The sequence below is a fragment of the Hyphomicrobium sp. 01T421 genome (assembly GCF_056398805.1).
Genome location: NZ_JBFTQC010000001.1, coordinates 1,129,544 through 1,151,824, shown reverse-complemented (window position 1 = coordinate 1,151,824; position 22,281 = coordinate 1,129,544). Strand labels below are relative to the sequence as shown.

General features: G+C 59.4%; 22 protein-coding genes, 1 tRNA gene and 1 pseudogene. 13 read left to right on the top strand and 11 right to left on the bottom strand.

Translation table 11 applies throughout. The features are described 5' to 3' along the window. The first annotated feature begins 196 nt into the window (after window positions 1-196). Both AC1DK3_RS05310 and AC1DK3_RS05305 read left to right on the top strand, forming a co-directional pair. Window positions 197-1,240 (top strand): helix-turn-helix domain-containing protein, encoded by a 1,044-nt coding sequence (locus AC1DK3_RS05310; RefSeq protein ID WP_477191220.1) that lies wholly within the window; start codon window positions 197-199, stop codon window positions 1,238-1,240. Then, complete coding sequence (locus tag AC1DK3_RS05305) at window positions 1,240-2,226, top strand: helix-turn-helix domain-containing protein (RefSeq protein WP_477191219.1); 987 nt, start codon at window positions 1,240-1,242, stop codon at window positions 2,224-2,226. Before AC1DK3_RS05310 ends, AC1DK3_RS05305 begins: the two co-directional genes overlap by 1 nt. A 79-nt stretch (window positions 2,227-2,305) precedes the next feature. On the opposite strand, the gene AC1DK3_RS05300 is transcribed toward AC1DK3_RS05305, so the two are convergent. Both AC1DK3_RS05300 and AC1DK3_RS05295 read right to left on the bottom strand, forming a co-directional pair. Continuing rightward, entirely contained in the window at window positions 2,306-3,475 is a 1,170-nt protein-coding gene (locus tag AC1DK3_RS05300) for an alpha/beta hydrolase family protein (protein WP_477191218.1), read from the bottom strand. Between the two features lie 241 nt (window positions 3,476-3,716). Further along, a complete protein-coding gene (locus AC1DK3_RS05295) occupies window positions 3,717-4,823 on the bottom strand; it encodes a lysophospholipase (protein WP_477191217.1) in 1,107 nt (368 codons plus the stop codon). A gap of 185 nt (window positions 4,824-5,008) precedes the next feature. Between AC1DK3_RS05295 and AC1DK3_RS05290 the strand changes: the two genes are divergently transcribed. From AC1DK3_RS05290 to AC1DK3_RS05280, 3 genes are all read left to right on the top strand, one after another. After that, window positions 5,009-5,143 (top strand): hypothetical protein, encoded by a 135-nt coding sequence (locus AC1DK3_RS05290; protein ID WP_477191216.1) that lies wholly within the window; start codon window positions 5,009-5,011, stop codon window positions 5,141-5,143. Window positions 5,144-5,334: 191 nt separating this feature from the next. Next, window positions 5,335-5,411 (top strand) — tRNA-Pro (locus AC1DK3_RS05285). A 136-nt stretch (window positions 5,412-5,547) separates the two neighbouring features. Next, window positions 5,548-6,477, top strand: a complete 930-nt coding sequence (locus tag AC1DK3_RS05280; RefSeq protein ID WP_477191215.1) for a glycosyltransferase family 2 protein — start codon at window positions 5,548-5,550, stop codon at window positions 6,475-6,477. Here AC1DK3_RS05280 and AC1DK3_RS05275 read toward each other — a convergent pair. Beyond that, window positions 6,474-6,755 (bottom strand): hypothetical protein, encoded by a 282-nt coding sequence (locus AC1DK3_RS05275; protein ID WP_477192926.1) that lies wholly within the window; start codon window positions 6,753-6,755, stop codon window positions 6,474-6,476. The genes AC1DK3_RS05280 and AC1DK3_RS05275 overlap by 4 nt on opposite strands. Here AC1DK3_RS05275 and AC1DK3_RS05270 point away from each other — a divergent pair. After that, a complete protein-coding gene (locus tag AC1DK3_RS05270; protein ID WP_477191214.1) occupies window positions 6,648-7,859 on the top strand; it encodes an acyltransferase family protein in 1,212 nt (403 codons plus the stop codon). The genes AC1DK3_RS05275 and AC1DK3_RS05270 overlap by 108 nt on opposite strands. A gap of 1,057 nt (window positions 7,860-8,916) precedes the next feature. Here the strand turns inward: AC1DK3_RS05270 and AC1DK3_RS05265 are convergent. The 3 genes from AC1DK3_RS05265 to AC1DK3_RS05255 all read right to left on the bottom strand — a co-directional run bounded on the left by AC1DK3_RS05265 (window position 8,917) and on the right by AC1DK3_RS05255 (window position 11,859). Beyond that, window positions 8,917-9,807, bottom strand: coding sequence for an SGNH hydrolase domain-containing protein (locus AC1DK3_RS05265; RefSeq protein ID WP_477191213.1), 891 nt, complete (start codon window positions 9,805-9,807; stop codon window positions 8,917-8,919). A gap of 76 nt (window positions 9,808-9,883) precedes the next feature. Then, the gene (locus tag AC1DK3_RS05260) at window positions 9,884-10,201 is read right to left on the bottom strand and encodes a hypothetical protein (protein ID WP_477191212.1); all 318 of its coding nucleotides are present in this window, start codon (window positions 10,199-10,201) and stop codon (window positions 9,884-9,886) included. Then, complete coding sequence (locus tag AC1DK3_RS05255) at window positions 10,198-11,859, bottom strand: DUF2793 domain-containing protein (protein ID WP_477192879.1); 1,662 nt, start codon at window positions 11,857-11,859, stop codon at window positions 10,198-10,200. Before AC1DK3_RS05255 ends, AC1DK3_RS05260 begins: the two co-directional genes overlap by 4 nt. A gap of 202 nt (window positions 11,860-12,061) precedes the next feature. Here AC1DK3_RS05255 and AC1DK3_RS05250 point away from each other — a divergent pair, with 202 nt between their 5' ends. Further along, window positions 12,062-13,069, top strand: coding sequence for an NAD-dependent epimerase (locus tag AC1DK3_RS05250; RefSeq protein ID WP_477191211.1), 1,008 nt, complete (start codon window positions 12,062-12,064; stop codon window positions 13,067-13,069). A 52-nt stretch (window positions 13,070-13,121) separates the two neighbouring features. On the opposite strand, the gene AC1DK3_RS05245 is transcribed toward AC1DK3_RS05250, so the two are convergent. After that, window positions 13,122-13,901: an SDR family NAD(P)-dependent oxidoreductase gene (locus tag AC1DK3_RS05245; protein WP_477191210.1), complete on the bottom strand. Its 780-nt coding sequence runs from the start codon at window positions 13,899-13,901 to the stop codon at window positions 13,122-13,124. A gap of 181 nt (window positions 13,902-14,082) precedes the next feature. On the opposite strand from AC1DK3_RS05245, the gene AC1DK3_RS05240 reads away from it, so the two are divergent. The 3 genes from AC1DK3_RS05240 to AC1DK3_RS05230 all read left to right on the top strand — a co-directional run bounded on the left by AC1DK3_RS05240 (window position 14,083) and on the right by AC1DK3_RS05230 (window position 17,254). Further along, entirely contained in the window at window positions 14,083-14,985 is a 903-nt protein-coding gene (locus AC1DK3_RS05240; RefSeq protein WP_477191209.1) for an AraC family transcriptional regulator, read from the top strand. After that, on the top strand, window positions 14,982-16,265 hold the full coding sequence (locus AC1DK3_RS05235) for an FAD-dependent oxidoreductase (protein ID WP_477191208.1): 1,284 nt from the start codon (window positions 14,982-14,984) through the stop codon (window positions 16,263-16,265). Before AC1DK3_RS05240 ends, AC1DK3_RS05235 begins: the two co-directional genes overlap by 4 nt. 80 nt (window positions 16,266-16,345) lie before the next feature. Then, window positions 16,346-17,254 (top strand): MBL fold metallo-hydrolase, encoded by a 909-nt coding sequence (locus AC1DK3_RS05230; protein WP_477191207.1) that lies wholly within the window; start codon window positions 16,346-16,348, stop codon window positions 17,252-17,254. Window positions 17,255-17,342: 88 nt separating this feature from the next. On the opposite strand, the pseudogene AC1DK3_RS05225 reads toward AC1DK3_RS05230, so the two are convergent. Further along, window positions 17,343-17,780, bottom strand: a pseudogene (locus AC1DK3_RS05225) (DUF1499 domain-containing protein); the annotation flags it as partial. Between the two features lie 434 nt (window positions 17,781-18,214). Then, a complete protein-coding gene (gene pdxH / locus AC1DK3_RS05220) occupies window positions 18,215-18,883 on the bottom strand; it encodes a pyridoxamine 5'-phosphate oxidase (RefSeq protein WP_477191206.1) in 669 nt (222 codons plus the stop codon). A gap of 157 nt (window positions 18,884-19,040) precedes the next feature. Here pdxH and AC1DK3_RS05215 point away from each other — a divergent pair, with 157 nt between their 5' ends. The 3 genes from AC1DK3_RS05215 (at window position 19,041) to AC1DK3_RS05205 (ending at window position 21,085) form a co-directional block, all read left to right on the top strand. Beyond that, window positions 19,041-19,493 (top strand): hypothetical protein, encoded by a 453-nt coding sequence (locus AC1DK3_RS05215; protein ID WP_477191205.1) that lies wholly within the window; start codon window positions 19,041-19,043, stop codon window positions 19,491-19,493. A 258-nt stretch (window positions 19,494-19,751) separates the two neighbouring features. Then, window positions 19,752-20,441 (top strand): hypothetical protein, encoded by a 690-nt coding sequence (locus tag AC1DK3_RS05210; RefSeq protein WP_477191204.1) that lies wholly within the window; start codon window positions 19,752-19,754, stop codon window positions 20,439-20,441. Further along, window positions 20,408-21,085, top strand: a complete 678-nt coding sequence (locus tag AC1DK3_RS05205) for a hypothetical protein (protein WP_477191203.1) — start codon at window positions 20,408-20,410, stop codon at window positions 21,083-21,085. The genes AC1DK3_RS05210 and AC1DK3_RS05205 overlap by 34 nt, the downstream gene beginning before the upstream one ends. A gap of 523 nt (window positions 21,086-21,608) precedes the next feature. Here AC1DK3_RS05205 and AC1DK3_RS05200 read toward each other — a convergent pair. Next, entirely contained in the window at window positions 21,609-21,743 is a 135-nt protein-coding gene (locus tag AC1DK3_RS05200) for a hypothetical protein (RefSeq protein WP_280140547.1), read from the bottom strand. Window positions 21,744-21,917: 174 nt separating this feature from the next. Next, the gene (locus AC1DK3_RS05195) at window positions 21,918-22,160 is read right to left on the bottom strand and encodes a hypothetical protein (protein WP_477191202.1); all 243 of its coding nucleotides are present in this window, start codon (window positions 22,158-22,160) and stop codon (window positions 21,918-21,920) included. Window positions 22,161-22,281 lie beyond the last annotated feature (121 nt).

Sequence of the window (22,281 nt, the reverse complement as noted above, 5' to 3'; positions counted from 1 at the left end):
GTGTCTCACAGAACCTCCGTTATTAAGCTGCGTGCGTATGGTTTCGAAGCACCGCGAGCAACAAAGATTTACTGTGTGACCCAACAGTTCCAACTCAGTGCATCAAACAGATTTTTGCTGCGGCGTTCGCGTTCGTTGGCTATTCTCCCTGCAAAAGAGAACAGCGCTGACGAAGCGAAAAACTGCGAGTGAGTCCATGGAGCGAAACGCCGATACGCCGACGGATTTGGTCGTCTGGGACACTGAATATTTTCCATCAAGACAAGCACTGGAAATCTTCAATCACGGCGTTCGCACGTCGTCGTTGCCTTGGACCAACGACTTCACGACATCATCGCAACTCACCGGAAGAATAGAAACGCGTCCGCACAGTTTCGGAGCGGTCAATCGCGTTCGGGTTTCGCCGCATATAGCGGAGCGTTCCGCGGCCGACATCCGCATGTCGTCGGCGGAATGCGTTTACGCGACCTACATCCTCGGCGGCGATATGCAGATCAATCAGGCAGGGCGGCAGACGACCGCTCGCAAAGGCGACATCGCTCTCTACCGGAGCGACCTGCCGATCGCCATCAAGCTCGAACCCGATACGCCGCACCAAGTCGTGGTCGTGCTGATGTCGAAAGACGGCGTCGACAAAAGGTTCCTGTCCGACAGCGACTATACGAACGTCGTTATCCCGCGCGAGAAAATGGCGAGGCCCCTCGCCGCTTGCGCATCGTTCCTTGCACGCCAATATCGTGTCTCGCAGCGCGAAGAACTCGATTCCGTCGTTGACGCCATGGTCCAGTTGCTGCCGACCGTGTCCGCAGAGGCACAGCTCAATGCAGCCGGCGCAATCGATCTGCCTGACAACTCGCTCCGCACGAAGCTTGTCGCATTCGTGGACGAGAATATTCAGAGCCGCGGCCTCACGCCGAGATTGGCAGCGGACCATCTGAAAGTCTCCACGCGCTACATTCACAAGACGTTCGCGGCGACTGGGCAAACGTTTTCCACGTATGTCGCGTGCGAGCGGCTCAAGCATATTCGCCGGGAGCTGGCCTCCGCCAGCGAGCAACGCCAGCCGATTTCGTCTTTGGCCTACCGTTGGGGCTTCGACAGCATCTCGACGTTCAATCGCGCCTTCAGGCGACGGTTCGGTTGCTCGCCGAGCAGCTATAGAGAAAAGGCCTTGAGCCTGCTTGCGCTGCTCACCGTCGGCCTGCCCGATGTCGTTCAGCTCGCTGGATCTTGTCTCTGATGGGCAGCAGCGCGAAGCCGGACGTGCAGTTCCACGAAATGGCCATCGGCCCGGCGACCGTTTCGAAAGGCAGCACTTTCGATGTTTTCCAGGAGCTGATCGCGGACTTTCCAGTTCGCTGCACGTTCGAATATTCCGGCGACGACCCGTTCCATACACAATGGATCAGCAGTCAGCAGCCCAATGGATCCGCGATCCGATGGTCGTGTGAGGCCCACACTACGAGGCGTACGGAAAACGATATCGCGGATTCGATCCGCTCCGGCCACGGCATTCTCTACGCGGTCTCCGGCGGCGCGATGATCACGCATAAGCGCGAAGAGACCCTCGTGTCTCCCGGACATGCCGTTCTTTACGATCTCGATCAGCCGGTGCAGGTCGACATGCTGAAGGCGGCCAAGCGAGATTTCCTGCTGATCACCGTTCCGCATGAAATACTACCGGAGCCGTTTTCTCCCGTGGATGCCGGGCTTTTTCCCCGGCTCTTGTCGAACCATACGCCGCTCTTGCAGTGCGTCGATCATCTCGCGAGCATGATCGCCGAAAGAAATTCGTATGAGTTCAGTCGCGTGTTTCGTGCGTGCGAGAGCCTCGTCACAGCTGAACTTCTGGCGACGGATCACGCCGGTCCGGAGGCCGCACAACGTCCGTCGATTGCGAACGATCTGCTCGAGCGGATACGGGGCGTTATCGAAATGGAGATCGGAAATCCGGAGCTTTCTCCACAATGGCTCGCGGATAAATTCGGCATCTCCGTCCGGTATATCCACAAACTGTTCGCGAGCAGGGATCTTACCTGCCAGGGATACATCACCAACGAGCGGCTCTCGCACGCGCGGCAGGATTTATCGGCCTCGGCCAATACCATCAGAATTTCAGCCCTCGCCTATCGATGGGGGTTTGCCGATTCTTCGTCGTTCGGGCGCGCGTTCAAAAACCGCTTCGGCCTAACGCCTGGTCAGTACCGTACCAAACGCCGAGCATAGAGCCACGTAACCCCGCAAACTTAGCGACGCGCCGATTAAGGCGCGTCGCTGGCCGGCTTCTAGAGCCACGGACAAGAGATCACTTCTTCTTCTGGTCCTTGTCGAGGCCGTACTTCTTCAGGAACCCGGAGACGAAATCTGCGATCTGCAGGCTGTTCGTGTCGAGGAACAGGAAGTGCGTGTTGCCACGGATCCCCCGCTCCTTGGTCCAGATGAACTGGGCCTTGCCGCCATTGGCGTTCAGAGCGTTCACGAAGCTGCGACCCTTCTCAGGGTTGAGCTGATGGCCGTCGCGGATCAGGTTCGGCATGGGGCAGGTGACGGTATTGTCACCGTACATGACGAGAATCGGAACCTGCGTAAGACGCGTGAAGTTTGCAACGCTCGTTGCCGAGCCCTGCGTGACGTCGTTGCCGGCACAGTTCTTCAGCGGAGCCGGAACATTGTTCTCGGGGAACACATAGCCACCCTCGAACGTGATGATGCCCTTCACCTTGTCAGACTTGTAGCGAGCCATCCAGCCGTGGATGCCCGACTGCGAGTGCGTCACGAGAATTGCCGGGCCGATCTTGTCGAGCAGCGCGACGATGCTGTCGGTGATGATGTCGTTGTTGTCACCGAAGAGCGGAACGTTGCCCTGCAGGAAGTCGTCCAACACGCCAGCCGGGAACTTGGAGTTCGGATCCAGGTTCGGATAGGTGGTGCTGCCGAGGCGCCAGCTGTAGTACGCCTGCTTGTCGCCGACTGCGAACGATGTCGTCGGGCCGATCTGCTCACCGTCGAGGTTGCCGAGAGGACCAGTGAACGTCGGGATACCTGCGCGGCCGCGACGCGGGAAGTCGACGACGTAGGTCGGATGACCGCGACGTACGAACTCGACTGCGAAGCCTTCACGGCCATCGGGAGTCGTTTCCCAGACCTTACCCGTGCCCGCGCCGCCGTGAATGAACACGATCGGGAGCTTCTTCGAGCCCTTCGGCTTCAGGTACTGCGCGTAGATCTGATCGATCTGGAAGCACTGGCCCTGGTTGCGCGAACCTGCGCCTGGGACGGTCGGATCGAACGCGCCCGGCGCGCAGACCTTGCGGCCGCCAGCGGTCAAGCTGCCGATGGCATCGAGCTGCAGCGGCTTGGACGAACTGCTGACAGGGGCCGGATTATTCTTGTCTTTACCGGCCATGGCTGCGCCGGTCATCGATGCCATGCCGACGAGGAGCGCCGCGGTCGCGGTACTCAGACGTGATTTCATAGCGTGTCCTCCTGATGCCCTCAGGTTCGATCCCGAGAGCCTTGCTTTTGCAATGGAGGAAAGCTCGCAGCGTCAGCCCACATCAGCAATGATCCGGCGTGCAAAGGATGCGCGTTCAGCGAACGCGCCGAAGAACACATCAGCGGCGGGACAAAAAGATCCGCAGACCGCACAAAAAATGCCGCGATCCTTGCGGACCGCGGCGTCAAAGTTTCAGTTAGTCATTCTTACTACTTCTTGATTACTTCTTGCCGATTTTGGGTTTCGCGGTCTTCTTGTTCACCCACTTGATGAGGTAGTCGGCAACCTTCAGGTTGTTCTTGTCCTGCATCAGCATGTGCGTGTGGCCGACGAGTCCGACGTCCGCCAGCTTGACGATGTCCGACTTGCCGCCTGCCGCGTTGATCTTATCAACCGTTACCTTGCGGCCGTCGTAGCGGCTTTGGCCGATACCGGCGGTGCTGTGGAGGTTATCGCCGAACACGTCGATGGTCGGAATTTTTGTGTAGGCGGCGATCTGTGCATTCGTCGGCGGGAGACCTTCAAAGCCTTCGACGTTGATGACGGCCTTCACGAGATTAGGCCGCGCCTCGACGACCGGATCAGGGAACGGACCCGATTGCGAGTGAACAACGAGGATCGCCGGGCCGATCTGATCCAGAAGATCGATCAGCGCTTCAGCACCCCAAACGAAGGAGTTGCGGTCGGTGATCGTGCCGTCGGTGCTGTTGAAGCCCTGAGCGATCAAGCCGTCCATGGCTTCAACCGGGAACGCCGTGTTCGGAAATTTCACGCCGTCAGACGGACCGAAGCGGAAGGCCGGCCACAGACGCTCAGCGCCGCTGCGCGAAAACGTCGGAATGCCGCTCCAGTTTTGATTGTAACGCGCCTCGTGAAGTCCCGTCGGGTCAAATCCCGCACGGCCACGCGTCGGGAAATCCACGACGTAGGTCGGGAAGCCCTTGCGCGCGAAGTACGTGGACCAGCCCTCGCGGCCATCCGGCGTCGTCTCGTACGACTGGCCGGTGAGGCCGCCGCCATGCACGAACACGATCGGATAGTTCTTCACCGTCGCCGGAATGCGATAGTGAACGTACATCTGCTCGACCATGATCGTCGCGGGTGCCGGAGGCGTTGCTCCCGGCGTCACCGCACCGATAAATGACGAGGTCTTCTTCTTACCGTGCACGTAGAACGTGCCTTCGTCCTTAAGCGTGAGCTTGCCGCCCAACGCCTGCTTAGGCTTGGCAATTTGAGCTTCTGCTGCCGAGCACACGGCGAGAGCCGCGACGCCAACAGCGATGTTACGAAGAATGCGTTTCCCACCCTGTAGTGTTGTTATTGTCATTGGTTGACCTTTTTTAAGTGCACTTCCGGCGCGATCTTAAAATGTGGTCGGGGCCAAGTGATCGCAGAACACTGCGCGAGGAGTGAACTTCCTGGGCGCGGGAAGAACTTCCCGGAGCGTTGCGCGCGCGTTTACCAAGCGTTGCGAAATGCGACTTCTGACCCGCCATCGGTATTTTCAGAAGAATGGCATACGGCGCCGCCGCTCTGATCGGTCGAGAGAGCCGCTCGTTCAAAGATGCTGCGCTGCGCGCCGCGGGCATTCGTATCGCGCTACGGGCGGCGCCCATCGATGGGAACCTCGCGCTTGCCGCCGAGTAACTAGTCCGACGGTCGCGACGCTTTGATATCTCCCTGTTTCAACCCCAAAAAAGCTGTCCGGGTCGTTGCATGAGGAACCTGCAACATTCCGCGAAGAGGCGCTTGCGGGACGTGATCGGGGTCGCTATAACCCCGTTCTCCCTGGTGTCCCTGCGGTGCCGGGGGAAGCCTTTGTTAGGCTGACGGTCGGGCGGAGCGTAGCGCAGCCTGGTAGCGCACTTGCTTCGGGAGCAAGGGGTCGGAGGTTCGAATCCTCTCGCTCCGACCAGTTTCCTTCGAAACCATCGAGGTTGGATATCCAAATCTCACGATGGCCGGTTCCGGCGGAAGCCGAGGGACGACCTCCGTTTCTCTGTGATATCGTGAATGCCGGCATATCCGCCTGGCCGCGCTAAGGATCACGCATGAGGGGGTTGATTTCCCGCCTAGCCCGGCAACTCCGCGGCTGGCGAGATCCGAGCATCACGGCTTGCCTGATCATCAAGGATGAAGGCCGGTACCTGCCGGAATGGATCGCTCACTACCTCGCGCTTGGGTTCGATCGCATCGTCATCTATGACAACGAGTCCAGGCCCGAGACGCTGGCCGTCGAACGCATCTGCAGCCAGCAAGACGCGCGGATCACCGTCATCCCCTGGCCCGACGTTCCGTCGCAATTCGCGCAAATAACGGCTTACGACGATGCGCTCCAGCGCTGCGCGACCGATTGGATTGCGTTCTTCGACACAGATGAATTCCTCGTTCTCAAAAAGCACGCCTCGATCCAAAGCTATCTCGAATGCGTTCCGGTCGGTGCCGGGGCTGTCTGCATCAACTGGGTCATATTCGGCTCCAGCGGAGAAGCTCGTTATCGGCTCGATTTGGTCGCTCGGCGTTTCCGCCGATGCTCACTGACGACGGGCATCAACCACCACGTCAAAAGTATCGTGCGAAAAGCGGGCGCAAAGCGCATGTCCCATCCCCACTCGCCCGAATTGAGGAAACGCTTCACATACGTCGATAGCGACCTGAAGCCCATCACGCTCGAACAGCGCGCTTTCAACGCGAACCACTCGTATGAAACGGCGCAGCTCAATCATTACGTCTTGAGATCGCGTGAAGAGTACCAGTGGAAACTGGAACGCGGGAGTCCCGAGCCACGAGAGGGAGGATTCAARGACCGGAAATTCGCCGATCCGGAAGCCTTCTGGGCGAAGCACGATTTCAACGACACCGACGATCGATCGATCGATGTCTGGGTCGACAGGGCGAGCGAACTCAGGTCGAAGTTCAACAAGGCACTCGACGAGCAAGATCATGTCGCCGAAGGGCGCGCCGTTCCGATTTCCACTTAGGTCTTCTGTTTCATTTCGTGCATGGGTGATGATGGCGCCGGCCAATCAAAATTCACAGGCTTGGCGGTCTGCACTTCATCTGGATAGTCGCGACTCGCCGCGGGCAACGACATTGCGATTTGGCCAAGCAGAATGGTAACTTCCGGCTGAGTTACCTTGGGGGCCACCAGATGAAGACGATTTTTAATGCCGCGTTGAGCGGCATCATCCGCGATGTGCGCTATCCAGCGATAGATGGCATCCGATGGTACGCGGCCGCTATCGTCTTCCTTGTCCACGCAGGTGACGCCGCGACGGGCCTTCTCAAAGAGATCCCTCGAATCCAGCATACGGATCCATCGGAGCTAAGCATTCAAATTTCTGAGTTTATTCACCGAGGGCAACACGGCGTAGACGTGTTTTTTCTGATCAGCGGCTTCTTGATGGGCCGGATCATCGCCGCTCGTGGTGATCGCTTTTCTTACCCCGAATTTCTTCGCTCGCGGTTCGTTCGAATCTATCCGGCGTTCTTGGCAAGCCTCCTGATCTGCATCGCCTACTTTCCGCAACAGTATGGTTGGCGTTTCACGCCATATGATTTTCTGGGCAACCTCGTGTTCCTGAACGCTTTGCCATCGCTGAACGTCTTCGGTTACAATTATGTCAGTTGGTCGCTCGGATTCGAGTTTGCCTTTTATCTCGTCATCCCGCTCGTTGTGATGTTTCGACGGTTTCCAGCGAAATACGTCGCAGGAGCCGCGCTCGCCTTGGCGCTTCTATTCGTCGGACCGCCGGTCCTAAGGATGCAAGGTCTATTCGTCGGTTTTTTCATTAGCGCGTGGTCCGATGATGAACTCAAGAAGATCGCGGCACGCATTCCGCTCTGGCCTGTACTTATGGCCTATGTTGCGGTCGTGACTTTGTATCGGAGCGAAGTTCTCGACTTTGGACGGACTTTCTATTGGCTATTCATCGCCGTCGCCCCGATGTTGTTCGTCAAGGTTGTCTTTGACGACAATTTCTTGAACCGACACTTCAGGTCCACCCCAATACGTGTGCTGGGAACGATTTCGTATTCCTTCTATCTGTTCCATCCGGTCTGCATCAGCATCGCGCATGCGCATATCTTGCCCATGTTTAGCCCTCACCTCCTGTCGCCCTGGACGGCAGTTGCCGTGTTCCTAACTGCCAGCATGGTCGTTACGTTGGTCGTTTCATTCCTCAGCTGGTACCTCTTTGAACGGCCGTACTTTGCCGGCAGACACCATCCCAAGGTCGTCGATCAGGCAACGGACGGAAGGACCCGTTCAATGGGAGCAGCTGACGGACACAACGCTGGCACATCGCACACAGTGCCGGTGATGTCGGCGGCAATCCCAATAAGTGCAGCGCGTACCTCCTGAACCGAAAATGTTCGGGGTGATACTTTGGCGGCGCCGTCCGCTGAATACTACCGCTAGCGCCGCTTTGGCGGCTTCAGCTGTCTTGGCTTCAACGCCGCGCACAACGCCTATGCGTGGCGTGAACCGATAGTCTTCCGGCTTTTGGCCGATCATCGAAAGCCGCGCCCACGACCGCCGCAAACCGTCGTGCGCTGGCAGCGCTCGGCTCATTTGCGCCTGCGATCGGAACTGCGGCGCTGGCGACATTCCCGTTCTACCTCCTGCACGAAATCGTCGGCACTTCGGTTCTTCGAGCGCTCGCGATCAACGGCATTGAACGTTTCTCTGCGCTGCTTCTCACCCTCTTGGTGATCGGCGTGGCGAGCGTCGTCGTCACCATTTATCCCGAGCGTTGGCTGCGGCAGGTATTGCAGGCGGTAACTTTTCAACCGCGCCAATCACATAGCGTGGCCACGACTGCACCGTGATCTGCTTCCGCGGGCGTGCGAAGACGGGCAACAGTCGATGCCCGCGCACGCTGGCAATTGACTTATTCATTATTTCCAGAACATAAATCCCTGGTGTGATTATCTGCCTACGGCGCAATCCCTATAACAATCAGGAATCGCGCAATGGACGCCGAAAAGTTCGACGTTTGCGCACTTGCGCAAAGGACTATCGACGCAGCGCTTGACGCTCCTATTGTCGTGGCGAGGGCGACAATTCCGATGCAGGTTTCGGAATTTGTCGACGCCTCGGGCGATGCGCGATCTTTTCAAGTCCTCTCCGCTGACGCGGGGCTGTTTTTAATCGTGTGGCGCATTGACAATTCCTTTGGTGTTTTCGACATAAACAACAAGCCTATTCCGCTCGAGATTTAAAGCTCCGGCGGCAAATTGAAATCTATCGAATGGGCGACGGCTAAAAGCTCGGCAGTACTTGACGCTGTTCCAGTCGCGGCAGCATCAATCCTTACCGGGGCCTTCGCGCACCTCCAGAACCGAAAATGCTCGGGGTTCACTTTGGCAGCCGTCTGCTGAATGCTACCGCTGGCTCAATTGCTGCGTGAGATTGAGCTTTATCCACCCGGCCAAAGAAGCGGCGCGAGGAGGTTTTGAACGATATACCGAGCACCGGAGAGCGACGGATGCTGGCTGTCGAAATAGAAGACGGTGCCCTCAACGTATGCCTTACAGCTTGTCGCGTCGCAGAGCACCGGCAGCACCGGCACAAATTCGACGCCCGCCTTTTTGGCGGCTTCGGCTGTCTTGGCTTCAACGCCGCGGACTATCTCCATGCGCGGCGTGAACCGATAGTCCTCGGGCTTTTTGCCGATCATCGAAAGTCGCGCCAAAACGGTCGGGAACCATTGCTTATTTGGGTGTGACGGCGCGTCCCCCAGAAGAATGACACGGTGGCCCGCTTTGCGAAGCGTCGATAGTGTCGTCGCCAACTTCGCCCATGTATCCACCGGCAGATAATCCGCGCTCATTGCCAAAATTATTGTAGAAGCCGCGGTAGAAATCAGCGCCTTTACGATTTCTGCATTGTACGCGGCACACTCCGGTCGGTCGAACCGACGGAATTCCAATATTGGCGGACAGCTTGATGCAGAAAGCTGCCGAACGCTCTCGCCCTTGGCCTTGACGATTTCTCCCAGAGCGTAGCTTAGCTCCGCCGCGTGGCTATCGCCGTAGACTACGTATTTGGGGGCGACCGGCGCACCGAAGATGCACGACTTCTCAAACGTCCCAGCCATTGTGCCGTCGAAGTGGCACGGCCATCGTTTTGGATGGTAATCGTTCTTTGCGTTTGCCAGATGCAGGGTCAGCGCGCTGAAGCGTTCAGGCAATCCATTGCCAACTTGTATGACGTAACCCACAAGCGCCAACGCGCCGAGCACCAACAATCCGGTTAGAATCGCAGGCCAACGGCGTACAGGTGCCCGGTCCGCCGCTTTCGTTTCCATGCTCGACAATTATCGAGATCCCCCGCTCATTCTTTGAGTGGGATTGAGCACAAGGCACGATGGATTGGAAGCTCTGCTACATCATATTTGGTAGCTTGATGCCGACTTCCTCTGCCACCACGATCAGCTCCGCCGCACCCGACGCTGTTCCAGTCGCTTCGGCGTCAATCCTCACCAAGGCTTCGCGCACCTCTGCAGCCGTGAATGTCCGGGATGGCGCTCGCGCCGCTAAGTTCGCTCGCGCGAGGACATCATATAGCTCGACCTCGTTCGCGATCCGCGTCACACGGTCAATCGGCCACTCGGTGACGTAGGCAGCCGCCGCACTCGACCAAGCTTGGCTCGCGTCGTCTCCGATGACCCAAAACCAGGCCTTAGAATCAAATGGCGTCATGCGTATTGGCCTCCTGTTGCCGTGGCGCCGGCCGTTCCGCCGGGGAAGTAAGTCGCGCCCGCGCCAAAAACTTGAATGACGCCGTTGAGCGTCGCCGAATAGCGCACGCCCGTTGCGGACCCGCTCCAAGTGACGCCGGCCGACGTGACGACGCTGCCCGATTGCGCTTGCGCAAATGAACTGGAAAATGCCGGAGTTCCCGTGATGTTGACGGTCGCCCCTGATGCGAGCGTTATCTGGCCGCCCGACTGCGCCAGCGCGTGAATCACCGCCGATCCGGAGATGTCATAGTTGCCGGTATTTATCACCTGGCCGCCCGTGTTCACCGATATATGAAACGAGGCGCAGGCACCGAAAACGATATTGTCGAATTGAACTTGGCAATTGCTGCCCGCGAAGATGCCGCTTCCGCTCGTTGTCGTTTGAAGCGTCATGCCTCGAACGTTGACCGACGGGCCCTTGTAGGAAAAGCCGAAGCAATTGGCGCTCGTCGTGCCGATGATGACGTTCGCGGGCGTCGTTGGATTGCCACGAACAATAACCGCCCCCCCAAGTGGAGCGAGGGCCGTTACGATGCCAGCCGTATATGTGCCGTCCGCCACCTGTATGGTGACGGAGAACCCGGCGAGATCCAACGTGAGGATGACGTTCCAGGCCTTCTGAAGCGTCAGAAACGCGCCTCCCGTGGTGTTCGCAAGACCTGTGTTGCTATCGCTACCATCGGTCCGGACGTAGTAAGTCCGGTTGGCTGTCAAAACTTCGCGCGGACCGCCCGATTGGGGAAACGTGACTTTCCCCGTGGCGCGATCGATCTTTATCGCTTCGCGCCACGTCGATCCGTCGGCGCTGACCTTGAAGTGAAAGTCGTCGTCGCCCGTCAGGCCCAATTCGGCGCGGCCCGAATAGTTCGTTTGATAAAGCTGGCTCGCCGTGTCGCTCGCTGCGGCCTTGTTGATTTTCTGCTGATGTCCGTTGCCGGCGTTATCGAAGAGGCTGGCTTGGCTTTTGATCGCGAGCTTGTTCGTTGCATCCGCCGTCGCGTTGACGCCGACGAGCGGGACATTGCTCAGGTCGCGCCACGTCCCATCCTCGCGCAAATATTTGGCCGTTCCGGCGGTCGCGCCAGGATCGGGGACAAGACCTTTCTTGTGGCTCGTGCCGGAGGCTGTGAAGACATCGAGCAGCGCCGTCGCGTCTGCCGCGCTCAAGTCTTCCGGCGAACCGCTGCCAGAACTCTTTCGACCCTTGATCGTGCCAGACGAAACATTGGCAAGATCGGCGTTGCCGACTGGTCCCGTAAGACCGCTGCCGCCGCCTGAACCCGCAAACAGTGACCAGGCCCCAGCGTCGTAGATAACGAGGGCTCCTTCGTCCGCGACCCAGGCGATCCAGCCGTCTTTCGGCCTATAGAAGGCCCACGCGCCGTCTTGAAATGCCGCGATCTCGTTGGCGTGGCCGGACCATGCGCCGGTCGGCGACGCGGCGATCAAAAACCTGTCGCCGTCGGTTGGGGCAGACGGCGGCGCCGTCAGCGCCCGGCTTTCGACGGAGAGCTGCACGAGGCAATCGAGCGCGCGGATCGCCTCGTTGTGCGTGACATGCTTCTGCGCCTGGGCGGCCAGGATATAGGGCAGTGCGAGGTTCGGCGTATCGTTCATGTTCACGCTAATGTCTGCAACGAAGCTCCCACGCAGGAAGATAAGGGCCGGCCAATGGGCGGGGATAAGTTTTTTGGGTGGGGGCGCCCGGCGCGGCGTTAAGGCTCGGCTATTGGGCGTGATTGACAGTTTCAGCGGACCTACTAAACCGGGCCTTCGCTATCTCGCCCAAGCCAGAAATCAGACAAGGACTCGCTCGCCAATGAAGTTTCTGGTCACTGGCGTTGCCGGTTTCATCGGCTATTACACGGCAGCCCGTCTTCTCGACCGCGGCGACGAAGTCGTCGGCGTCGACAACGTCAACAGCTACTACGATCCGGCTCTCAAGAGAGCGCGGCTGGCGAAGCTCGGAGGCCGAGAGGGCTTTTCGTTCCAGCATCTCGATATCGCCGATCGAGCGCCTATGAATGAGCTGTTCAGGGTGCAGCGGTTCGACAAGGTCATTCACCTTGCGGCGCAGGCGGGCGTTCGCTACGGCAGTGAAAACCCGAGCGCGTATATCGATTCCAATATCGTCGGCACAGCGAACCTTCTCGAAGGATGCCGCCACAACGGCGTGCAGCATCTCGTGTTCGCGTCATCGAGCTCGGTCTATGGCGCCAATACCAAGCTGCCGTTCAGCACGCACGATAACGTCGATCATCCTCTGAGCCTCTACGCCGCGACGAAAAAAGCCAATGAGCTTGCCGCGCACGCGTATGCTCATCTCTACCGCCTGCCCGTCACGGGCCTTCGCTTCTTCACGGTCTACGGGCCGTTCGGGCGGCCGGACATGGCGTATTTCACCTTTACGCGGAAAATTCTCGCGGGCGAGCCGATCGACGTTTTCAACAACGGCCATCATGCGCGTGATTTCACGTACATCGACGACATCGTGGAAGGCGTCGTTCGCACGGCCGATCGGATTGCCGAGCCCGACCCGAATTGGAATGCCGCGCGGCCTGATCCCGCCAGCTCGGACGCGCCCTTCCGGCTCTACAATATCGGCAACAACAATTCGATCGGTCTGATGGATTTCATCACCGCGATCGAAAAGGCGACCGGGCGCGAGGCGAAGAAAGTCTTTCTGCCGATGCAGCCCGGCGACGTCGCGAAGACGTACGCCGACATCGACGATCTCGCGCGCGATGTCGGCTTTCGGCCCTCGACACCACTTGCCGAGGGCATCGGCCGCTTCGTCGATTGGTATCGATCGTACTACGGCGTGTGAGCGGCATCACCGGCGGTTGGCCGGAGATGCCGATCGAGTCAGTCTGCAGACGTTAGAGGTTCACGCCGCCGGAGACCTCGAGGCGCTGCGCCGTCATCCAGCGGTTTTCATCAGCCAGCAGCAAAGCGATCATCGGGCCGACGTCGTCGGGAACGCCGACGCGCCCCAGCGCCGTCACCGAGGCGATGTGCTTGTTGATTTCGGCATTGTCGCGCACCAAGCCGCCGCCGAAATCGGTTTCGATTGCTCCCGGCGCCACGACATTGACGGCGATGCCGCGCGGTCCGAACTCTTTCGCCATGAAGCGCGTCAGCACTTCGATCGCGCCCTTCATCGCGCCATATGCGGCGTATCCCGGCATCGTGAAGCGCGCGAGGCCGGACGAGAGATTCACGATGCGGCCGTTGTCGGCGATCAGCGGCAGCAGCTTCTGCGTCAGGAAGAACACACCCTTCAGGTGAATGTTGTAAAGCTGATCGAAGTCGGCTTCTTTCATCTCGGCGATTGGCGCGCTCAAACCGATGCCGGCGTTGTTCACGAGATAATCAAAATTATCGCGACCCCAATTGTCTCTCAGAACCTTCTTGACCTCGGCGACGAAGGCATCGAACGAGGCGACGTTGCCCGCGTCGAGTTGCAGGGCGACCGCTTTACGTCCGTGCACCTCGATCTCCGAGACAGTCTTCTCGGCCTCCGCTCGATTGGAACGATAGGTGAAGATCACATCGACGCCCCGCTCCGCGAGGCTCACCGCCGTGTTCTTTCCAAGCCCGCGGCTGCCGCCCGTGACGATGGCGATCTTGGGGCCCGATGCGCTTTTTACCTGTGCCATTTGCTTGCTCCTCAAACGAATATTTGTGAGCGGAGTATCTATACCGCGACGGCCGTCTCTTGAATGCCGGAACTCTCGAATTTCTTGCCTAATCCTCTAAACGGGCTTGGGCAGCGCGCCCTCTCGCTCTATGATAACGCCCAGTTCGGCGCGAGATCGCCCGCAGAGGAAAGCCTTCGAGATGCTCAATTTGAAGACGGCGCTTAGCACCTACGCCGATGCGAACGGCGGCGGCGAAGGCGTTTTCGATACGCCGATCCCCGGCTTCACCTTCATGCGCACGAGCCGCGCCACACTTCCGCGTCACATGGTGTACCGCCCATCGCTGTGCATCGTCGCGCAGGGCGAAAAGCAAGTGCTGTTCGGCGAGGAGACCCTCACCTACGGCGAGATGCAGGCGTTGGTCTTCAGCGTCGAAATTCCAGCGCTCGGGTGGGTCTCGAAGGCGAGCGCGGAGAAGCCGCTGCTCGGGCTCATTCTCGAACTCGATCTCGGCATCATGCGAGAGGTGATGGAAGAACTCGAAGCGCCGCCTCCTCCCAACGACGATGGCGGCGTCGGCGTCTTCGTCAGCAATCTCGAAGCACCGCTTGCCGATTGCACGGCGCGGCTCTCACGGTTGCTCTCGACGCCGAACGCCATTCCCGTTCTCTATCCCACGATCATGCGCGAGATCTCGTTCTGGCTGCTGACGGGCGAATACGGCGGCGAGTTCTGCAAGCTCGTCTTGCCCAACAGCCGGACGCGGCGGCTCGCCGAGGCGATCCAAGTCTTGCGCGAGGATTTCTCTCGTCCCATCCGCATCGAGCAGCTCGCCTCCGTTGCGCGCATGAGCCCGTCGTCGTTTCACGCGCATTTCAAAATGCTGACGTCGATGACGCCGCTGCAATATCAAAAGCAGCTGCGCCTTCTCGAAGCTCGGCGGCTTATGGCGGCAGGCGACATCAACGTCGCCGGCGCTGCGTATCAGGTTGGCTACGAGAGCGCCTCGCAGTTCAGCCGCGAATACGCGCGCATGTTCGGCACGTCGCCAAAGCGCGACGTCGTCGATCTCAAATCGCTGGCGCTCGGGAGTCCGGCATGATTTTTGAAGCGGGCGCCGCGCCCATTCCGGAACCGTCGGAGAACGAAGAGAACACAGCGGCAAGCCGCGAGATCAGCACGACGTGCGCCATCGTCGGCGCGGGACCCGCCGGTCTCATGCTCGGCCTGATGCTCGCGCGTGCAGGCATCGATGTGACCGTCGTCGAAAAGCATGGCGATTTCCTGCGCGACTTTCGCGGCGATACGATCCATCCGTCGACGTTACAGGTGATGCACGAACTCGGTCTTGCGGATGAACTTCTGAAGCTCCCGCATACTGAAGCGCGCAAGCTCCATGCGGAGGTCGACGGGAAGGACATCAAAATCGCGGATTTCTCCTGGCTGCCGACGAAGAACCGCTTCATCGCGTTCATGCCTCAATGGGACTTTCTCGATTTCCTGGCGCGCGAAGCGAAGCGCTATCCGAATTTCCGTCTGCTGATGCAAAGCGATGTGACGGACCTCATCATCGACGGCGACCGTGTCACCGGGCTTCGTGCGACGACAGCCGAGGGGCGGCTGACGCTCCATGCGTCGCTCGTCGTCGGCGCCGACGGGCGCAATTCGGTGACGCGCAAGCTTGGGGGGCTCGAAGTCGAAAGCTTCGGCAATCCGAGCGAAGTGCTCTGGATGAAGCTTTCGCACGCCGCCGGCGATCCTGTGCAGACCATGGGTCATGCGGGGCCGCGCCAGGGCTTCGTGATGATCGATCGCGGCGAATACTGGCAGTGCGGATATGTCGTTCGCAAGGGAACCTACGAGGATATCAAGGCTGCAGGCATTGATGCATTCCGCAAAATGGTCGGCGCGGTCTCGCCGCTGCCGACGGAGCGGCTCGATGAAATTCGATCGTTCGACGACGTGCATCTCCTGAGCGTCAGGATCGATCGCTTGAAGCACTGGTGGCGGACGGGCCTTCTCTGCATCGGCGATGCGGCGCATGCGATGTCGCCGATCGGGGGCGTCGGCGTTAACCTCGCAATCCAGGACGCCGTTGCCGCAGCGAACATTCTGACGGCGCCGCTGAAAGAACGCCGTCTTTCCAATGCGCATCTCGCGGCTGTGGAAATGCGCCGCACGTTTCCCACGAAGGCCACACAAAAATTGCAACTGATGATGCGCCGAGATCGTAGGAAACGGGAAGCCGACGAGGCAACGAAATCCGGTCCGCCGGGGTTTGTGCTCGGCATCGCCCGATGGCCCATCCTGGCGCATATTGCTGGCCGTTTGATCGGACTCGGGTTCCGTCCGGAACATGTGCGAAATCGCGCGCGGCATTAACCTGCGTCGAATTTCGGGGTATTCGTTGCTTGCCGGTGTTCCCTATAAGCGGGCCATAATTCATCGAGGGGTCACGGGGTTTGGATTCACTTAATTTCAAAACAGAGATGGCATTCTCCTACGGCGTGCCGTCTCCGATGGGACCAGGGGTCATCCGTCTCGTCGCAGACAATCCGAGCCCTTTCACATTCAAGGGCACGAATACCTATCTCGTCGGCTCAACGTCGCTTGCCGTCATCGACGCCGGACCCGACAGCGCGGAGCATCGCGCGGCCATTCTGAAAGCCGCGGGCGGCCGGCCGATCACGCACATCTTCTCGACGCATGCGCATCGCGACCACGTCGACGGCATCGCCAAGCTCAAGGCGAAAACCGGCGCCGTAACCGCCGCCTATGCGCGCGATCCCTCCACGGGGAAAATGGCGCTCGAGAACAGTCCCTCGGGAAGCTACTTCGTCGACTACGACTTCATGCCCGATATCGCGCTCAATGGCGGCGACACGATCGCGGGCGCCGATTGGGCGCTGACTGCGATCCACACGCCCGGGCACGCGCCGGATCATCTCTGCTTCGCGCTCGAAGGCCGCCGCGTCGTCTTTTCGGGCGATCATGTAATGGCGTGGAATACGACCGTCATCGCGCCGCCCGAGGGGCGAATGTCCGACTACGTCTCATCGCTCGAAATTCTGCTCGATCGCAACGACGACGTTTTCCTGCCGGGTCACGGCGACCGCCTCAACGATCCGCAGCGGACCGTCAAAGCCTATCTCTTGCACCGAACGTGGCGCGAGAAATCCGTGCTCGATGCGCTAACCGGCGGTGCGACGACTATTCGTCGAATTGTCCCCGAGATTTACCGCGGCCTTGCCCCCCAGCTGATCCCGGCTGCAACGCTTTCCGTTCAGGCGCACGTCGAATATCTGATCGAGAAAGGTTTGGTCGCTTCCGATCTGCCTTTGACGCCTGACCGCGACCTTTCTCCGCTTTGAGCTTGTTCCTCTTCTCGACCGCGGCTTTGGTTTCCTTGTCGACGTCGGGAACTGAAGCTTCGAAGCGGCTCGCAACTTCCTTCAGGATCGCACGGACGTGCGCGGCGTTGCGGCCGAAGTCGTTCGCGCCGTAACGCGACGCCGATCTGATATCGACGCGAGACGCACCGTCCTCGCCCAGCACGCGAATGATGATGTCGTCGACGAGACCAAGAACGGGCGATTGGTCCGACAGCTCGATGAAGCCCGGCGCGTCCTGCTCGTCCTCCGGCGGTACTTCGAGGGTCGTCTTCATCTTGAGCTTGGCGAGCGCCTGCAGCACGAGTTCGTAGCCTTCCTCGGTCGAGCGCGGAAGGATCAGGCTTTTGAGATCGGGATAATGCTCGCGCTGGAGCGTCGCGAACTCGTCTCCCGGATATTCGGTCGGATTGGCATCAGCCGCGCGCTCATCCTTCGCCTCCGTGAATTCCGGCGGCTCGGCGAGATCGGTCGAGACGTCGTTGATCGGCGGCCACTTGAAGCTCATCGCCCAAACGCCTGCCGGAATGGCGAGCAGCCCAAGCGCCACGAGCGCGCCGCAGAACACGCGCGCCGCGCCGAGCCTTCCCGTCACCCAGATATCGAGACCGGCGACGAACGCCATCAGGAGCGACAGCCCAGCGCTGAGGATGACGATGTAGGCGATCGTCAGGGCGACCGGCGTCGGCAGCAAATAGAGGCGATGCAGAACCGCCGTCACGAGGGCCGCGACGGCTGCGAACAGGGCGATGCGGCTCGTCCATTTCGCGAGAAAGGACGGCGGCCGTCCGGCGGCGTAATAGATCCGCGTCGACTTATAGCGGTCGCGCACCCGCCTTCTCGGGCGGCGTTCGTCGATGCGATCCGTTACCATTCAAGCCTCAAAACTCGAACCTCGCCACCGTACTTCGTTATGCCACAAGCCGTGCCTTTTGTGGTCACTCAAGGATAGAGCCGGGTTTTCTGCCAGGAGTCGCGCGGGGCGTCGCGGCGGAAAACGATGCGATCGTGCAGGCGATACGGCCGGCTCATCCAGAATTCGATCTCCACGGGAAGAACGCGGAACCCCGACCAGTAGGCGGGGCGCGGAATCGAATCTTCCGGGAACTTGGCTTCGAAATGATGAACCTTGGCTTCGAGCACCTCGCGCGACGACAGCGGCCGCGATTGATGCGACGCCCAGGCGCCGATGCGGCTCAGCCTGGGCCGCGTCGCGTAATAGGCGTCGGCCTCGCCGTGGGAGACGAGGGAAACGGGACCACGAATGCGGACCTGCCGTTCCAGGCTCTTCCAATGAAAGAGCAGCCCGGCTTTCGGGTTTGCGAGCAGCTCGCGGCCCTTCGCGCTTTCAAAGTTCGTGTAGAAAACGAAGCCGCGATCGGCGCTCTCTGCCCCATCGAGGCCCTTCAGCAGCACCGTCCTCACGTTCGGCATGCCGCCTGCGTCGACGGTTGCGAGCGCCATCGCGTTCGGATCGTTCGGCTCGGATTTCTCGGCCTCCGACATCCACGCTTCGAACAGCTGGAACGGATCTTCCGCCGATGAGAAATCCGGCGCCGCGAGCGGGGCCGTGCCTGGAGCCGATTGGGAGGCGCTTTCGCTATCACTCATGTTGCATGCTCAATGCTTGATCTTAGTTTCCGCGGCGCGCCGTTACAGCACACAGCGATTGCACGTGTTCAGTACCTTTTAACCATACTGAGGCAGAGTATCCTTATCGTCTTGTTGGGCGAAATATCGAGTTCGGTCCGCGTAAGAAAGTAGCGTCATGTCCACAAATGCGTCTCTTTTCTCGACTGCCGCGGCCGGCGTAACGGCTTTCGCGCTGGTTGCGGCGATTTTCCTACCTTACGGGTTTGCCTGGGCGGGAGACCAGCCCCTAGACCGGGCGCTCGCGGCGGCGGCTTGTCCGAAACCCGGCGCCCTCGGCGACAAACCCAATTTCACGGACATCAAGGTCGCCCTCAACCAGGAGGACGAATATGCGGCGCTGGAAAGCGTGCAGTTCGCCCTGACCGAGGTCGCAGACGGCTCGAGCTATGTCTGGCACCGCGCGCATGGCCGCCTATCCGGCGTCGTCAAACCCGTCTCGTCGTTCAAGGACACGCGCGGCAGCGTTTGCCGCCACGCCCTCGTCTCGCTGACCGGCCTCGACGCGACCAAGCAGACCGAAATCGTCGCCTGCCGTTTGCCGACCGGCGTCTGGCAGCTCGAATCCTGAGATTCCCCAAACTACTGTTTACCGATCCTCCCAAACGAGAATGAAAAAGGCGGCGCAAGCTGCCTTTTTTGTTTGGCGCACGGCGACTCCCCTCCGGGGAGCCGGCCGCCGTGCGCGGGCCTGGGGTGGCGTTCGAGTGGTTGGCGCGGAACGGGCCCACTCGGCGAAACGATCCACAGAATTCCTTATTCGATTTGTTTCCGAAGCTCAGCATTCGGATCAACCTATTGCTCAATTCTGGATGATTCGAGATTTCCGATGCTTTTAACGCCGATTGCCTTGTGGGATCTTACTGTGAACCCCCACAATGACCGTCACGGTGAACTCGACGACGAAGCGTCCGCTATTCGCTGGCTATTTTCGCACCGGGAACAGCACATGCGGAATCTCGCCGCCGATATCGTTGCCCAGCGAAAAATTTACGAGTGTCCACTCGTCCGCAAGGAAGGAGAAAAATTCGTCGTTTATGATGGCAATCGACGCATAACATGCCTCAAGCTTCTCGCGTCTCCTTCCATCGCGCCGACACAGCAACTACAAGAGGTGTTCCAAGATCTTCGAGAAAAGTGGTTGGGCGATTTTCCAGCAACTATCGATTGCCAAATTGAGGCTGATCAAGAAGTAATCGATCAAATCTTATTCAGGCGGCACACAGGCTCTCAGTCTGGCATCGGTCAAAGTCACTGGGACGATACGGCCAAAGACAACTTCAAAATTCGAACGGGCCAGAAGTCAGGCCGAAACATCGCCGAAGCTATTGAAAAGAAACTTCTGGCTGCAGGATATCTGACGAAAGAAGGAGATCTTCCGCGATCGAACCTTAATCGACTGCTATCATCAGAAGATCTTCGTCAGTGGTCGGCATTTCGCTCGTCGATGGCAAACCATGTTTTACGGCACCTCCCAAAAAAGCCATGTCGGCGCTCGATCGCATTGCGTCCGATTTAATTTCAAAGCGACTTGTCTTGGGACATATTTGGAACAACGAGGGTAAACGACGGTATCTGTCGGAACTCGATAGCCAAGGAGTTTTACCAGCGTCAACGGATGCTTTAAGAATTCCTATTCCGTTCGGAGAAATTACGCCCACCAAAAGAATACATCCAACCTCTCAGAAGGCACCCACAGGGCCGCGGGGCACACTAATTCCAACCGACATAGATTTCTCAGTCAGTTGGTCCGCCCAAACGATCCGACTAAAAAATATTTGGCAGGAACTTCAAGGGTTGTCGGTTGAGCGATATCCGAACGCTGTCGCCGTGAGCTTCAGGGTCCTGCTCGAGCTAGCAGTAGACCATTATTTAGCGATTTCACCCGGTATTGGCGCGCTGGAAAGCGATAGGCTGGGAAAAAAAATTGACCGGGTGGCCGCACATATAGCGGAACGGGGGCTTATTTCGGAGAAATACAAAAAGGAGGTGCAAAAATTTGCGTCGTGCGAAGCGCTCATTTCGACCAGCACTATGCATAGATACGTGCATTCTCTCACGTTTGCGCCGTCACCAGGCCATCTCACCGCCCTCTGGGATACCTTGGCCGAATTTCTCGTTCGTTGTTTGAACCGCTCTTCTGATAGTCGGCAAGCGGCCTAATCGGAGCAGAGATCGCAAGGACAAGCGGTTCTGTTGGCACTGCTCATATTCATCCGTGTCAAAAAAACTTATCCCCGCTCTCGCCTTCCCTCGCATAATCGTTTCGCCCATCCGGCAAAGGGCTCGTGCGCAAGGCGTTGCGCCGGGCTCGGGTGGGGCAGCCCGACCCGGGGCGTGACGCGCGCTTCCGGACAAGGCGATCGACCGGTTCGCACAGGGTGAGAAGCCTGTGTGCGGAGCATCCCGCTGACGTAAAGTGACCGCGCTCGAGACCCTGTTCTCGGTCTGTCACGGAGCGGATCGGTTCCGAGACTTCATTGCTGCACGACCCAGCCGCGGAACCCGTCCGCTTCGTGCTTTTTGATTGCGCACGGCGACTCCCCTCTGGGGAGCCGGCCGCCGTGCGCGTTCGATGTGGCGTCGTTCTTCGTTGTGGGGGCCAACGACTCCGCTGGCGCGGAGCCGGGCTTTTTGCTTGGCACCGGCGACACCGCTTACGCGGAGCCGGCCGCCGGTGCGGAAATCAACGTCGAGAGGAAGCGTGGAAGCTCGGGATGAAATGGTGTCCGGCGCGGCCGCCGGTGACGGCGTTGGCTATGAGCGTTCCGAGAACGGTGACGATGACGCCTATGACGATCTGCGAGAACCAACCCTGCATGGCCCGACAATGCCCGCTCAAACAGCCCATAGTCCCAATGGCGCGTCCGGTGTTGAACCGGCGGCGACCGGGTTTCCGTCGCACGGCACGCGTGCTTTTGCGCGGCCGCGTCGCGGCGGAATTCGGGCACCCCTATTGGCGCGGGTCATTCCGGCGCGGTCTATTGCGGCGCTTCTATTCCGGCTCGGGGGCCGCCGGCTTGCAGACGAGATCGATCTGCGTGCACGTCGCGTCGCGCACGTCGATCAGCGCCTTGCACTCGGCGGTCGACTGCTCCTTCGTGCATTTCAGGGCCTTCGCCGTCGCTTCCTTGCAGAGCGCCTTCATGTCGTCGCAGCCGTCGGCGCGGGCCTCTCCTCCGCAAAGCGCCAGCACCGCCACGGCTGTCAGGAACAGCGGAGACCATTTCATCTGCATTTCGCGTTCTCCCGTTACCGCTCATCAGCGGAGTTTGGATTCGCGGAGCCGTTCAATCTGGCCGCTTAGCCATGCGAGGCATTCGAGCCACTCGCGCGTTGCCATTGACGCTGTCGAATAG